Annotated in this window: 8 protein-coding genes and 1 pseudogene; 1 reads left to right on the top strand and 8 read right to left on the bottom strand. The window is 54.9% G+C overall.

The window, feature by feature from the left end; translation table 11 throughout:
- The first annotated feature begins 318 nt into the window (after positions 1 to 318).
- Positions 319 to 1,140, top strand: a complete 822-nt coding sequence (locus PKC81_RS13015) for an endonuclease/exonuclease/phosphatase family protein (protein WP_324336778.1) — start codon at positions 319 to 321, stop codon at positions 1,138 to 1,140.
- Between the two features lie 47 nt (positions 1,141 to 1,187).
- On the opposite strand, the gene PKC81_RS13010 is transcribed toward PKC81_RS13015, so the two are convergent.
- The 8 genes and pseudogenes from PKC81_RS13010 to PKC81_RS12975 all read right to left on the bottom strand — a co-directional run.
- Positions 1,188 to 1,913, bottom strand: a complete 726-nt coding sequence (locus PKC81_RS13010) for a GDSL-type esterase/lipase family protein (protein ID WP_324336776.1) — start codon at positions 1,911 to 1,913, stop codon at positions 1,188 to 1,190.
- Between the two features lie 4 nt (positions 1,914 to 1,917).
- Positions 1,918 to 3,198, bottom strand: coding sequence for a sugar MFS transporter (locus PKC81_RS13005; RefSeq protein WP_324336774.1), 1,281 nt, complete (start codon positions 3,196 to 3,198; stop codon positions 1,918 to 1,920).
- A gap of 17 nt (positions 3,199 to 3,215) precedes the next feature.
- Complete coding sequence (locus PKC81_RS13000) at positions 3,216 to 4,583, bottom strand: glycoside hydrolase family 30 beta sandwich domain-containing protein (protein ID WP_324336779.1); 1,368 nt, start codon at positions 4,581 to 4,583, stop codon at positions 3,216 to 3,218.
- Positions 4,584 to 4,618: 35 nt separating this feature from the next.
- Positions 4,619 to 6,130 (bottom strand): tryptophan halogenase family protein, encoded by a 1,512-nt coding sequence (locus PKC81_RS12995; protein ID WP_324336772.1) that lies wholly within the window; start codon positions 6,128 to 6,130, stop codon positions 4,619 to 4,621.
- A 29-nt stretch (positions 6,131 to 6,159) separates the two neighbouring features.
- Positions 6,160 to 8,148 (bottom strand): glycoside hydrolase family 3 protein, encoded by a 1,989-nt coding sequence (locus PKC81_RS12990; protein WP_324336771.1) that lies wholly within the window; start codon positions 8,146 to 8,148, stop codon positions 6,160 to 6,162.
- Positions 8,149 to 8,283: 135 nt separating this feature from the next.
- Positions 8,284 to 11,154 carry a TonB-dependent receptor gene (locus PKC81_RS12985; RefSeq protein ID WP_324336769.1) on the bottom strand — a complete coding sequence of 957 codons (2,871 nt, stop codon included), beginning with the start codon at positions 11,152 to 11,154 and terminating at the stop codon, positions 8,284 to 8,286.
- Positions 11,155 to 11,335: 181 nt separating this feature from the next.
- Positions 11,336 to 12,376 (bottom strand): LacI family DNA-binding transcriptional regulator, encoded by a 1,041-nt coding sequence (locus PKC81_RS12980; RefSeq protein WP_324336767.1) that lies wholly within the window; start codon positions 12,374 to 12,376, stop codon positions 11,336 to 11,338.
- Positions 12,377 to 12,439: 63 nt separating this feature from the next.
- A pseudogene (locus tag PKC81_RS12975) lies at positions 12,440 to 12,634 on the bottom strand (DUF6445 family protein); the annotation flags it as partial.
- Between the last annotated feature and the right edge of the window lie 2,030 nt (positions 12,635 to 14,664).

The raw sequence follows: 14,664 nt of genomic DNA, 5'->3' as shown, positions 1-14,664 counted from the left end.
CCAATACTCCGTTAATTTACGCAGCCATCAGTGCCAAATGTTCTGACGACGGACATATCCTGAAAAATTTTGAGATCAATGTTGCTGACGGTTGTTACGTTTTTCATCTCACGATTATCGTTCAACACTCCGTTGGTGCGCATCAGATTGCGCTATTATGATTGCCTTGGAAGCGCTACCATTTTTGGTGCCACTTTCGATCGACAAGGATAATTGATGCGTTTTCTGATGATCTTAGCGTTCAGCCTTTTGCTGCCTAATGCGGCACCCGCTGCTTCATTTGATAGAACCAGATCGTGCGAGCCTGCGCTGCTGGCAATGACATATAATATCCGCCTCGATACACAAGCAGACGGCGATAACAGCTGGGCTAAACGCAAACATCTTCTGTTCGGACAGATCGTCACAATGCGCCCCCATATTCTGGGACTGCAGGAAGTCCTGCCCAACCAGCAAGACGACCTGAAAGCGGTTCTTGCTGACTATGACTTTATCGGAGCAGGGCGGGATGACGGGAAATATGCAGGAGAAGCCTCACCTCTCATCATTGACCGAAAAATGTTCAAGATCGAGACAAGCGGAACATTCTGGCTGTCACCTACGCCGAATGTGCCGTCGTTGGGATGGGACGCGGCCTACAAGCGGGTTGCAACTTGGGCCCATCTGACAAGGCGCAGCGACAAGGCCAAGCTGCTGGTGATTAATTCGCATTGGGACCATTTGGGGTTGATCGCCCGCCAGAAAAGCGGAGCCCAGATACTCGAATGGATTTCCCGAAATCGGATAGCGGGCGAACAGGTCATTCTGCTGGGCGACTTTAACGCTGACGATACCGAGGAATCGGTTGCCCAACTGTCGCGCGAAATCAGCGGACACGCTATGTTGATGAACACCAGGGCTGCAGCGGCAGAGCGAAACTTTGGCCCTGCTATCAGCTTCAACGCATTCAACCCCTTCCCGACTTCGGGGAAGCTGATCGATCATATATTCGTCAGTCCGGGCATTTCAGTCCGCGCGCAAGGCGTGGTTGCGCAGCACGAAAATGGCCGTGTTCCGTCAGACCATTTTCCGGTCGTCGCTCTGCTTGATTTTCCTTCTTCCCGCAAATTTACGGGTTGTCGAATGACCAGGAAAAATTGACCACGGCTCTGCGAATAGCAGCACGACTATTCAATTTGGTCTGCAAATTATACCGGTCGAAATGCGCTTACTTTATCGACAAGAGCCTGCTCCATCCATTCATAGCCGGAAGCATCTGGATGCACTCCATCCGTTCCTAGTGTAGACGGAAGAGCTCCCTCGGCGCTGGCAAGGGCACCATAATAGTCGACCAATGTGAAGCGGTTGGATTTGCTGGACATTTGGAGCTTCCGATTGATCGCTCGAATCTTGCCTACCGGATCGACTTCGGGCCGCCAGAAAAATTTCGCTGCAGGCGGGATTGTCCCGACCACCGGCCGGATGCCATTGGCCTTTGCCAATTGAACCATCGCGACAATGTTTGCGACCGTGGTATCCTCGGCAATCGGGCCGGTGTTGCTGGCTACATCGTTGGTGCCTGCGAGAATGTGAACTATTCTAGGACCGTGGGCGATGACATCTGACATCATCCGCAATAATATTTGCGGCGAAGTCTGGCCACCAATCCCACGATTGATCCGTTTCGGGCTGAAGAAACCGGGTCGCCTGTGCTTCCACAATTCGGTGATGGAATCGCCGATGAAGACGATATCGATCTGCATGCCCTCCGAATGTAGCCGCGCATTGTCTTTCGCGTACCTGCCCAGCCATGGCCAGTCGGTTACCATGGCAGCATCATCTCGTCCGGGCTCGGCTGCTTTCGCCACAACAGGCACAAGTGTCGCCGCTGCCGCCCCGGCAATGATCGCACGTCGTGATGGCCTGGACTGCATAATATCAATGTTCCACAGGGGCGCTTGCGCCATCGACATGATAGACTTTCGCGCGTTGTGACAGCAGCCCGAAAATCGCAATCACGGCATAGGCCGTCATAGGAATGGTGAACGATAGGGTCAGGCTTGATTGATCTGCCATCTGCCCGACCACATAGGGCAAAATCGCACCGCCAACGATTGCAACACATAAAAGACCCGAGGTCGAAGCCTGTGACACGCCCGCTCTCTCAAGCGTAATAGTGAAAATCGTCGGAAACATGATCGAATTGAACAATCCAACGGACAATGCGGCGTAACCCGCCATCGGCCCACCGCTGAATGCAACCGTCAAGCAGAGTAAGGAAGCAAATCCGGCCGCTGTCATCAACAATTTGGGCGCGGCAAGCCGGGTGAGCAAATAGGAGCCGACAAAACGCCCGATCAAGGCACCCATCCAATAGATGTTGGCGAGATAGAAACCTGCGGTTTCGAGTGGCAGGTCCATGATCTCGGGCTGGTTGAGAAAATTGATCATGATGCTGCCGATCGACACTTCAGCCCCGACATATAGTCCGATTGCAACCGACCCGAATAAAGCCCAACGCGATTTCAACGCGTCTAGAACCGCCCCTCCTCCCGCGTCTGCGACGCCGTCCGCTGCATCGCTGATCCGCCTTCGCGAAAACCAGATGAAGGCCATTAGCCCCGCCAGCAACGCCGCTATGATCAGAAAGGCATGTGACACAGCCTGCAACGCCAAAATGCGGTCCGCAGCATTGGTGATCGGTGCGTGACCTGATTTGAGCACCTCCTCGCCCAGCATGACTTTCGAACCAAAATTGACACCCAGCACCACACCAAGCGAGTTGAACGCCTGGGCGAATGTCAGCCGGAAATGGCTGCTTTCAGGTGGGCCTAGCGCTGCCGCAAGCGGATTGGCTGCAACCTGCAAGGTGGTAATACCGATCCCCAAAACGAATAAGGCGGCCAAGATCAAGGAATAATCCTGGTAGCGAACGATGAACTGCACCAGCAGGCAGCCGATGATCATGGTCGTCAGTGCCAACAATATCGATCGTACCGAACCAACCCGATTGAGCAGCGCGGCTGCGGGAAAGGACATGAAGCCATAAGCCGCGAAGAAGACGAGCTGGGTGATTAGTGCTTCGGTATAGCTGAGATGGAAACTGGCTTTCAGCGAGGCGATCAGCGGATCATTGTTTGAAGTGATGAAACCCCAGGCGAAGAACAGCGTGGTGACTGAAATGAAAGCCGCTGATATCCCCGAACGATAGTCTTTCATTTCGGCCTCCTCTGCCGCTACTTCGGCAGCAATTTATAGGTTGCAACCGATCCGGCGGGCATGGTTGCAACAAATTGCTTTCCGCCGACGTCGAACGACAAGTTTCGTTCCACGCCCGCGCCATTCAACACTAACAATGTGACTGGACCTTTTTCGCCGTTCTGGAAAGCCACACTCTCGATAGCGTTGTCTCCGCTATCGCTGGCGATACGGACTGCTCCGACGGAGACAAATTTGCTGGCATGGGCGAAGGCATAATATTCGGGCTCACGGGTTACTTCACCGCTGATCGAGTTGATCGTGACCAACCCCCGGCAATCACCACAGCCGCCCAAATGCGGGCCGTGCTTTTCATCGAGAGCGAGGTTCCACATCACCACGCCTCTGGCCCAGTTGCGCGTCGTGCCGATGATCAGTTGGCGCATGGCCCAGTTGAACGACTTGCTCCAATCGCCGCTCCAGTTGCCGCTGGCACATTCGGTGAACCAGACTTCCTTGGACGGAAAACGATCGCGCACGACCGACTGCGCTGCGACGTCCCCTGCATAACAGTGCCACGCCACGCCGTCGACAAAGGCCGAGGCCTTTGCATCGGACAGCACCGCTGTCGGGCTTTCGGGTTGGTCCCAATTATGATCCCAGTCGAGCAGCTTCGTACCCGGCAGTGATCGCCGCATCAGCGGGCCGAGGTGGTTGGCGATAAACTCCGCTCTTTCGGCAGGCTCCACTCGCATGCCCGGATAATTCTCCGGCTCAAAATGCGGCTCATTCTGGATCGTCAATATGTCGACTGGCACACCTGCCTTGCGCATCGCCTGCGTGTAACTGACAAGATAGCGTGCAAAACTGTCATAATTTTCGGGCTTCAACCGGCCCTTGATCAGGCTGTTGCTCGTCTTCATCCAGGCCGGCGCGCTCCATGGCGTAGCGATCACCTGCAGTCGCGGGTTGATTTTGCGCATCGCTTTTAGCGACGGGATCAGGTGCGTGCGTGCAGGCGTAATGTCCGCCACAGGATTTCCCGGAGTATCAGCATAGGTGTAATGGCTTTGCGAGAAATCCGATGCGCCAACGGTGATGCGCGTGACGCTGAAACCAATCCCGTCGCGCACGCTGAACAGCTCACGCAACAGTTCGTTGCGCGCTTTCTCGGACATCCGGGTCTGGATCAGCCAAGCAGTCGCGTCAGTGATCGAAGCGCCAAAGCCGGCCATCCGCTGGTATCGGGTTTTGGGGTCGACTATGATGTCGGCCTGCTGGCCTGCGGGCAATGTAACCGTTTTTATGCCAGCCATCGGAGCCAAACGCTGGCTGCCATCCGCGCTGGTCAGCCAGCCTTGAACGACGGGCGTTTTCGCTTGTGCACCATAGGCAACCGAAAACATGGCTGCCAACAGGCAGCCTTTCCGAATGGATGGGATCACATCGCCGCCTTTGCGTCGCAATATTTGGCGACAAAGTCGGCATGGCTAGGCATGACGTCGACACATTTTCCGATCACATTTTCGATGTTGCCCAGAAACTGGGCAATCTGTGCCTCGCTTTTCACATCGACCAGCGGGTCATAGCCTTCGGGGATGATGCTCTGCCCCAGCATCACTTGGATCCAGCTTTCTTCGCTGAACAGTTCCTCGTCTTCACGGAAGATGCGCCCATTGGCGCGGAAAAGCTTTATCTTGCTCTGAAGCGTCGCGGGCACTTCCATGTCGCGGCAATAGCGCCAGAAGGGCGTGTCGTCGCGCTTGGTCGCCTTGTAGTGGAGGATGATAAAGTCGCGCACCCGCTCATATTCGAAGTCTGTCTGGCGATTGAATTCATCGATATTGGCTTGGTCGAAGCCGCCATCGGGGAATAGCCGGATCAATCGGATCAGCGACGACTGAATCAGGAAAAGCGAGGTTGATTCAAGCGGCTCGAGAAATCCTGCAGCCAGCCCGACCGCCACGCAATTCTTGTTCCAAACTTTCTTGCGCTTGCCGGTGGTGAAACGAATGCGGTTCGGCTCCGCGAGCTGCTCGCCGTCGAGGTTTGAGAGCAGGATACGCTCGGCCTCCGCCTCGTCCATATACTGGCTCGAATAAACATGCCCGTTGCCGGTGCGATGCTGCAACGGAATGCGCCATTGCCAACCGGCGCCATGCGCGGTGGCTTTTGTGTAAGGCGTGAAATTGTCTGATCGGGCACAGGGCACGGCCAACGCGCGGTCGCATGGCAGCCAGTGCGTCCAGTCTTCATAGCCGGTTTGCAGGGCTTGTTCGCTGATCAGGCTGCGGAAACCCGAGCAATCGATATACAGGTCGGCCTCAATCCGCTCACCACTTTCCAGTGTGACCGCCTCGACAAAGCCGTCCTCCGTGCGCAGCGAAACATCGGTAATCTTGCCTTCGGTACGAATGACGCCTCGTTCTTCGGAATATTTCCGAAGATATTGGGCATAAAGACCAGCATCGAAATGATAGGCATGTGCGATATGGGCTATCGGAGAATCCGCCATATCCGGCCTTGCAGTCATGAACTTGTTGGTCGCGCAAGCGGCCGTATTGATCGAGAAATTGGCAAAATCCGATGCTTCGCCCATCAGCTTCATTTTGAGCCAATATTGGTGACAGCGCAGCCAGCCCAGATCTTGGCCGATTACGCCAAAGCCATGGATATAGCTGGAGCCAATATGATCCCAGTTATTAAACTGGATGCCCAGTTTGAATGTGCCCTGCGTCAGCCGCATAAAATGCGCTTCGTCCAGCTCGAGCAGCTCGTTGAATTTCTTGATCGCCGGGATCGTTGCCTCACCAACACCGACGGTGCCGATATCCTCGGATTCGACCAACCGGATTTTGTAGAGGCCCTGGAACAGATGCGACAGCAACGCTGCCGCCATCCAGCCGGAAGAGCCACCTCCGACGATCAATATTGTCTTCAATCGACCCGACATTGTTGAAAGTCCTCTCTGCTCCGTCGGGATTATTCGGCCAATGCCGGGCAGGTTTCAACCCCGTCCTCGGGCAGACGGCCCAAATTCGATTTCTTGGCAAGTTTCAGGCCATAGCCGCGACGAAACAGGACGGGTTTTCTTGCCGTTTCCGGGCAGGAAGCCCCCGGCCAGTCAAAAGGCAATTTACCTTGAAAATCCTTTGCGCCGCCGAACAGTACATCCGTGACGCCCTGCCCCTCGGTTCCAGGCAACCAAGCCGCGATAAAGGCATCGGACATATTGATCAGGTCATTCGCATAAACCGGACGGCCCGAAAAAAGTACCGACACCACCGGCACACCCTTGCCCGACACGCGTTCCAGCGCGGCATAATCATCTGGATAGCGCTCGGAATGACGGAGTGACGCAGGGTAGCTGATGTCACCCTTCATTTCCGCATACGGTCTTTCCGCGTGGACTACGAGAACGGCATCATAGCCTTTTAAATCGACACCGATGGCATCAGCACTGAAATCGACTTTGCCACCGTCACCGACTGCCTTTTGCAGCGCTGACAGCATGTCATCGGCCAGTGGATAGTCATTGTCGTCGGTCTCGTCACCCTGCCAGGTCAGCGACCAGCCGCCCAATTGCGGAGTCACCTTGTCCGCGCCTTTCCCGACCAGCAGGATTTTGGCGCTGCGCTTCAGCGGCAGTGGCGATCGCTTATTGTTCTTCAGCAGCACCAACGATTTGGATACTGCTTCACGAGCGGTTGTTCGCATAACATCGCTCGCCATGTCTGCCTCTGCGCTGGCCGCAGGAATCGGGGATCGATCAAACAATCCAGTCCGCATCTTAACACGCAGGATGCGCTTAACGGCATCGTCGATACGACTCGTCGGGATGACGCCCTTTTCGACATCAACTATGGTCTCTTCGATAAACTGTTTCCAGTCGTCGGGCACCATGATCATATCGATGCCGGCATTGATGGCTTGCGGGCAATGTGTGCGTGTGCAGCCCTTAACCTGCTCGATCGCATTCCAGTCGGATACCACCAGACCGTCAAAACCAAGTTTGCCCTTGAGGACATCAGTGATGAGCTCACGGTTGCCGTGCATCTTTCCCTGCGGTTTGCCTGCACCTGTGTCGGTCCAGCTGCTATAGGAGATCATGACGGTCTGCACGCCGCCTTCAAGCGCACCAAAATAGCCGGGGGCGTGCGTGCGGATGAGTTGTTCGCGCGTCGCCCGTGTCTCACCCTGATCTTTGCCCAGATATGTGCCGCCATCACCTAGGAAATGCTTCACCGAAGCAATGGTCGTGTCGGATCCGGTCAGATTGCCTTGCATCGCTTTCACAAATTCAACCGCATATTGGCGGACGAGTGCCGGATCGGATGAATAGCTCTCATAGGTCCGCCCCCAGCGAGGGTTTTGCACGACTGCAACCGTTGGCGCAAATGCCCAGGTTATGCCCGTCGCACGCACTTGTTTCGCCGTCAGATGCGCAATACGGCCGACCAGTTTCGGATCACGAGCAGCACCCAGCCCGATATTGTGCGGGAACAGCGTGGCCTTGAAGACATTGTTATGGCCGTGCACCGCGTCGGTTCCCCAGATGACGGGGATTTTCACCTTCATGTCGGTTGCCATCGATGCCTTGTAATGCGCATCAGCCAGCGCGACCCAGTCCGCTACTGTCGCCTGCTTTTTCCCGCCCGGCCACGCACCGCCACCATTCAGGATCGAGCCCAGATAATGTTCGCGCACCTGATCGGGCGTCACTGAACGAATATCGGCCTGCGTCATCTGCCCGATTTTCTGTCGCAGGGTCATTCCTGCGACGATTTCGGCGATACGAGCCTCCATCGCGGCGTCTTTTGCTATGGGATGGGCGAGTGCGGGCCAATCGGTCGCTGGCTTTGCTTGCAGACCGGAAAGAGCGCTTCCGCCGAGCAACCCGGCCCCGATCGAACCGATGAGGAAGGCGCGGAACAACTGTCCATTTTTCACTGGCGATGCCCTTTTTGTCATTCTTTCCCTTGCCGCCTCAAAAAATACCGGCGCGATATGCGACCCAAAGCCATCGCGCCGGAAGGTAAGGAGGAGAGACTCTCTTATGCGTTTCGTACCGGGGCCGAATGCAAACACACCCGGCCCTGGCATTTCTCAGAAGCGGTAGTTGATACCGAAGAGGAACTGCCGCCCATATTTTTCGTAGGTTTCGGGCAGGAACGATCCATCCGTCGTCCGTGGGCCGCCACCATCTACGCCAAGCCGCGTGCGGTAAGGCGAGTCTGTCAGGTTGTTGACCTGCAGCAACACGCCCAGACCAGCGAGCGACGAGCCTTCCTGGAAGGTATAGCCGACCTGCGCGTCGAGCTGATCGTCGGCGAGGATTTCGGTTAAGCCGCGCACCGCGAACAGTTGCGTGACTTCACCCTTAAACGCCGAGCGGTAGCGATAGCTGGCACGCGCCTGGAAACCCCATTTTTCGAAGTAACCAGTCAGGTTGTACACCGTTCCAGAAAGCCCCGGGATTCGTGTTGCCTGAACAGTCGTCGGGTTGGTGCTCGCCGTCGGACGCAGGTTCGATTTGGTATAGGAATAGCTTCCAATGAAACCGAAACCATCCAGAGCTGACGTCAGTTTGCCGAATTCCAGCGCGGCGCTGATTTCGATACCCTTGATCGATCCACCCTTGCCATTCGCTGGCTGGTTGATCTGTCCGATCGGGCTGATGATAACGCCCGCTGGAATGTTCGACGCGGTTGGCGGCAGGGGCAGGCCGGTAAAATCGAACTGCTGCCGCTGGGTGTAAATGTAGTTGTCCAGATCCTTGTAGAAGCCTGCGATGCTGATGTAGCTGGCCTTGCCGAGATACCATTCATAGGCAAGGTCGATGGCCTTGGCGCGCCAGGGTTCCAGATCCGGGTTGCCACCGCTTGCCGACCAGGGATTGACGGTCTGGCCCGGAACGCATGGCGGGCTACCGCCGCAGGGGTTGCCAAAGCTGGGCGTAAAGTTCGCCCGCATTTCATCCATACGCGGACGCGCCAGCACCTTGGCCGCAGCGAGGCGCAAACGATGGCCACCACCCAGATCGTAAACCAGGTTCAGGCTGGGCAGGATATCGGTGTAGCTCTTGCTCTTGTTCACCGCGACAACTTGCGTCGGCGATTGCGTCTGATTGATCGCGCTGCCGCTGGAAGATTGCCGCTGGTTGACCACCTGGACACCGATATTGCCGCGCAGATTGCCGGAATTGATCGTAGCCTTCGCCCGGAACGTCAGGACTTCTTCATTGATACCCCAGGCTTTGTCATAGGTGTCGTTGTTGATGAAGGTGATGCGGTCATAATATTGCGGGATGGCATCACGCAGGTTGACCGAAAGAACCTCGCCAAAGCCAGCATAACCCAGCGACGTTGGCGACACGAGGAAATCGGAACCGACCAATGTCTGCAAGCGCCCGTTTTTGAGCATCAGGTCATATTCGTCGACTCGCTTGGTCTTGTCGCGACTGGTAAAGTTCAAGCCAGCATCGATGCTGTCGAAAAAGCCATCGAGATCATATTGGAAGCCGAGGTCGATTGAATAGACCTCTTCCTTGACATGCGGTTCCTTGGTCTGACCGTCATGGCCCCAACCGCCCCATGGCGCGCGATCACCCAGAGAAACGCGTGACGCGTCGGCATAGTTGAGACCTTCGGAATAGGTTGGGAACTGCCCGTTGAGCAATCCGTTGATATCCCACCCGATGGTATCAAATGTGCGGTTATTGTTCTGGTTGGCAGAGGTCACGCAGCAACCAAAACCGGCATAGGTTTCGGTGATGCTCTCATCACGCTTGTTCCGCGAATAGGACAGGTCGGCCAAAAAGCTCAGCCGGTCGGTCATGTCAAACTCGCCATTCAGGCCAGCCGAAAAGAGGTCGTCCTTGCGCGTATTGTAATCGTTGCGGATTATTGGAGCGACGCCGGTATTGCTACCGGTAACGCCGACGCTGGTTCCGCCAACATCCGTTGTGGTCACATTGGCAAAAGTCTGATTGTCGGCCCAGACATTCGAAAACCATTGTGCACCGCGCATCGTTTCGCGCTGTTTGAAAGTCGAATAATAAAGGTCAGCCGTCACATGGGTCCGGTCATCCGGCTGCCACTCAAGGATACCGATAGCTGCATCGCGCTTGTTCAAACGCGAGTAAGCAAAGATTTCCTGACCGGTCAGGAAGGATGAACTGCGTGCAGCTGCAGGCGTGATCCGGTTTTCCTGTCCGCAGCAGAATGTTTCGTAATTATAAGCCTTGTAGTGGCGGTTTTGCGACGGCGCGTCGAGATGCGCAAAGCCCACCGCCCAGCCGAGCGTCCCAGCTTCATTCTGGTCGATATAAGATGCGCTGAAGCGGCCGCCATAATTGCGGACGTCGGAATTCAGCTTGCTTCCCGAATTGACTTCGCCGCGCAGGTTGACCGCAAAAGCCCGCCGTCCGAATTCGAGCGGACGCACTGTGCGCAAGTCAGCGGTACCGGCAAGGCCCATGCCCGAAATGCTCGCGTCAGGCGTCTTGTACACAACAACGCTCGACAGCAATTCCGATGGATATTGGTCAAATTCGACCGCACGGTTGTCACCAGAGCTCGCCTGCTGGCGGCCATTCAACAGCGTTGTCGAGAAGTCTGGCGCAAGGCCGCGGATCGAGATGACCTGTGCACGTCCATTGACACGCTGAGCGGTCAAACCCGGCAGTCGGGCAATCGATTCCGCGATCGACACGTCGGGCAATTTACCAATGTCTTCAGCCGATACCGCTTCAACAATCGACAGCTCTTCACGCTTGGTGTTGATCGAGGTTGCCAAGCCGTAACGCAGGCCGGTGACTATGATTTCACCGTTTTCCTCAACCGCAGCTTCATCCGATGCTTCTGCCGCTTCCTGCGCGTAGCTAACTGTCGAAATCGAAACCGCCAGTGCGACCGCCGACGTTTTCAGTCCGAGGTTGAGCAAGCGATTCGCGCGACCACAAATAGTAGATTTCATTCTGTACCCTCCCAGGCCAGGGGCTAAACCCCTGAGGATCCTATCCAAAAGCCCTTCCTCGCCGGTCGGCAACATTGTCCGATCCTGTTCATGGTAGCGCTTCCATTGCAGATTGCCAAAGCAGAGGGCGAAGTCAATATAATTTTGGAAGCGCTTCCATATGCATATGTATGCAAGCGGGTTAGCGTCTCGCGGTCGAGGCTCGCTCTATAAGCTGGAAGGGTACGTACAGGCCTTGAATCGAAGCAACGCAGTCATGTTTTTTCCGAATGGAATCTACAAGCAGTTCGACAGCTTTTCCGCCAATCTGACGCAAAGGTTGATGCACGGTCGTCAGGGGCGGCCAGACGATCTCTGATACCGGTGTATCGTCAAAGCCTGTAATCGATACGTCTGCGGGAATGTTCAATGCCATCCTGTGCGCACTGAACAGGGCGCCCGCTGCCATATCGTCATTTGCACAGACCAGCGCCGACGGCCGCGGGTTCCAGCTAAGCGCTTGGGCGGAAAGTTCTACTCCTGCCCGGAAGGTGAAGTTGCCTTTGAGCACCCTGACGGCACCGGCATCCAGACCTGCATCCGTTACAGCCTTCAGGAAACCTTCCAGACGCAAACCAGCCGAGATGTGATCGGCGGGCCCATCGATATAGGCAAAACTTTTATGTCCTTCCTGGACTAGGAACCGGCCTAGTTCGATTCCCGCCCTGCGATCGTCTATGCCAACTGATGCCGCGCGTTTGCGAGCCTCCGGCCCAGCGGAAATAAGAACGAGAGGGAAATCCAGTTTGCGCAGACTTTCAACCAGTTCGACATCGTCCGAATAGGGGGGAGTCAGGATTACGCCGTCATAGCTGCCGCTTTCGGCAAGCCTGCGGATCCGCACCTGATCTTCAGGTTTGGCAGGGTTGGCAGTGTGGGTGACGAGTACATATCCTAGTTCGGCACACGCTCGCATTGCACCCAATTCGAGACCCGAATGATAATAGCTATTTGGTTCGACATCGAGGTCGGTGGCATGAATCAGCGCCAATTGCCTGCTACTCCCGCTCGCCAGATAGCGAGCCTGTACATTGACCTGATAGCCAAGTCCGGCAACCGCAGCCCGAACTTTGTCGCGGACTTCGTCGCGAACATTTGGGCTGTTGTTGAGCACACGCGAAACCGTCGTCCGCGCCACTCCGGCGCGTGCTGCGACATCATCAATTGTCGGCTTTTTCGTCAATCCGCCCAATCCCCTGTCGCATGTGACCATTTAACAATCGGCGTGACCATGCGCGACTACTGATTAGCGGGCAAGCATGAAGGCGGCAATCGTAAGTCGCCCTTTTTCCGCATCGTCGGTATGATAGACATCGTCGCGGGTCATCGAACAATGCAGCAAATTGCCCGCGTAAATCACCGTCCGATTATAGGCATGATTCACCGCCCCGATCCGCGCGAACAATGGGGTATCCCTCTCAATATATCCCGTTTCCGGCTCGCCAGTATCGGCGAATTCCTATTCCAACCGATCGAGAAAGACGCGATGCCAGTCGGGCATGATCGCTTCGAACCCGGTTGCTTTGTCGCGGGAAAATGCAGTCCCCCCAAAATCTCATTTCGGCAGATAGTGCACCATTGCTTATCGATCCGGCTCACTGTTATCGATATTCGCACCGGATTCGTCTTGATTAACAAATGGAGGGCTTTGACGAACGAATTTGCCTCAGCGGACGACAGGAATGTTAGCGGACCTCCTAGGCAGCCAAACTTTGATCCACTGTTTCGTTAGTCTGATAGGCTCCTATAAAGGTTTGACGCGGAACATCCCCACTGATCGGCGTGATCCGGATCAAGCGAGGCTGCTTTTTCTAGGACTTCCATTGAGACGCGCGGAGCGATGGGAGAACTCCGCGCATCTTATGGTTCCCGTTAGGGATAGGGAGCGTCGAAGACTGTATGTAGTGTCCACCCCGCTTCATGATCATAACTCGCTATGCTGCTAATGTTAGTCCTAAGCAGCTCCGCCAGTTCCATCCTTCCCTTGCGATCCAGGTTCATAGGATCGACCTCGGTAATCTTGATGCCATTAGTTCGCGGATGGTTGTTGTGGGTAAGCCACGCAAGCATGGTTGTAATCACTTCCGCGTGTCCGCTTGCCACGATGTGCTGGCAGCTAACCCCGGGATAATCTACGTGATAGAGTTTCATATTCAGACCTCATTCGTTGTTGGTGAGGTCTAATAGTTACGTGCAGTCTGCTTGGATTGCGGGTGGGTAATGAAAAATCCCAGAATCCCAACAGATTCGGAGTAAAATCCCATAGATTCTTGTAGGTTACTTGTAGGGTTTTCGCGCAAAAACCCTGATTTATTGTCAACTTAGTGTAAACTTCGTGTTATCCTTACACGTCCACGAAGTTTGTTTGGTGTGTCGCATGGATGCCAAGCGGTGGACCGGAACTGAGGCTGACCATTTAACATGGATGCCATTCAAACCTTATAACGCCGCAATCCATGCAAATCCGAAACGCCTAGAGTCCATGGATTTCATTCAACAGCTGTACACCGGCGAGCGGAATTTTGATCAGTAGAGGAAAGCATAGTTCCAGCAAAAATAGCGCAGAATGGTTTCTTAAGTCCCATGCCAGATAGATACTGGATTCATGGATTATATGGGATAAGTTTACTCCAAATCCGGTTTCCCTGTGAACGCTGCGGTGTTCTGGAATGCATGGAGTCTGGGGAAATCTCTTTCCGGTAGAACGCTTGTATTTGAGTTGACGCCTGCGGCGCCAACTCGAGCTTTTCACGACGCTTCGCGTCGTTTCAAAGCTTTGTATTTTTCCATTAGTTTTAATGCCCTCCCAAGAAAGATCGTATCCCCCCCTTGCAAACGGCACGATTGGCACGAATGCAAAGAGGGGGTTTCTCTCCCAGGGAAAGTTGGTGAAGAATCTGGCAAGGAGCTACCTTGCGAACTGGCGGAGCACATTTACCAGCTATCCAATTCCGCAACCCCGGCCTTTCGGCCACTCGGTTATCGATGGTGTTTCATCGAAGCATCTTGCTCGGCTTTCCTTCAACCTACGCAAGACAGAGGACGCACGTCGTCCTCATCTTTAAGGGCAAACTTTTCCAGATGTGCATGGCACAGAAGTGCCAGCATCTGGTCAGGCTTTCACCGATTGTCGGAAACAACCGATTTTCCTGTTGTGGGCGCTCACTCGGTGCCGGTCATTTGTCCCAGCGTAGCCGATTTTCCGCAGGGCGAGCGGATGATTTTCCCTTGCGCCTATGGCAACGTGCGACCGCTAAGTCGTTTGTCGCGGGCTTTTCAAAACTTGATCAGATTGTATCATATTTCTGCCGGTTCTCGGACAGTTTTGTCGCTGTAGCGTGGATAAATTCCGATCAATAGACTGTTGCATTGGCAGTTTTATTGACGTCTACATAGACGCGTCTACGGCGATTTCCCGTTGGAATCATAATCCGTAGGTCGGGGGTTCAAGTCCCTCCTCCGCTACCATTC

The sequence above is a fragment of the Sphingorhabdus sp. genome (genome assembly GCF_035329025.1).
GTDB lineage: Bacteria > Pseudomonadota > Alphaproteobacteria > Sphingomonadales > Sphingomonadaceae > Sphingorhabdus_B.
The sequence above is the reverse complement of the archived record's forward strand: the minus strand, read 5'-3'. Positions and strand labels throughout refer to the sequence as shown.

What these genes read in the sequence shown, in the direction of transcription:
- PKC81_RS12985 (WP_324336769.1), bottom strand. Translation starts at nt 11,154, where the DNA reads ATGAAATCTACTATTTGTGGTCGCGCGAATCGCTTGCTCAACCTCGGA.
- PKC81_RS13010 (WP_324336776.1), bottom strand. Translation starts at nt 1,913, where the DNA reads ATGCAGTCCAGGCCATCACGACGTGCGATCATTGCCGGGGCGGCAGCG.
- PKC81_RS12995 (WP_324336772.1), bottom strand. Translation starts at nt 6,130, where the DNA reads ATGTCGGGTCGATTGAAGACAATATTGATCGTCGGAGGTGGCTCTTCC.
- PKC81_RS13005 (WP_324336774.1), bottom strand. Translation starts at nt 3,198, where the DNA reads ATGAAAGACTATCGTTCGGGGATATCAGCGGCTTTCATTTCAGTCACC.
- PKC81_RS12990 (WP_324336771.1), bottom strand. Translation starts at nt 8,148, where the DNA reads ATGACAAAAAGGGCATCGCCAGTGAAAAATGGACAGTTGTTCCGCGCC.
- PKC81_RS13000 (WP_324336779.1), bottom strand. Translation starts at nt 4,583, where the DNA reads ATGTTTTCGGTTGCCTATGGTGCACAAGCGAAAACGCCCGTCGTTCAA.
- PKC81_RS13015 (WP_324336778.1), top strand. Translation starts at nt 319, where the DNA reads ATGACATATAATATCCGCCTCGATACACAAGCAGACGGCGATAACAGC.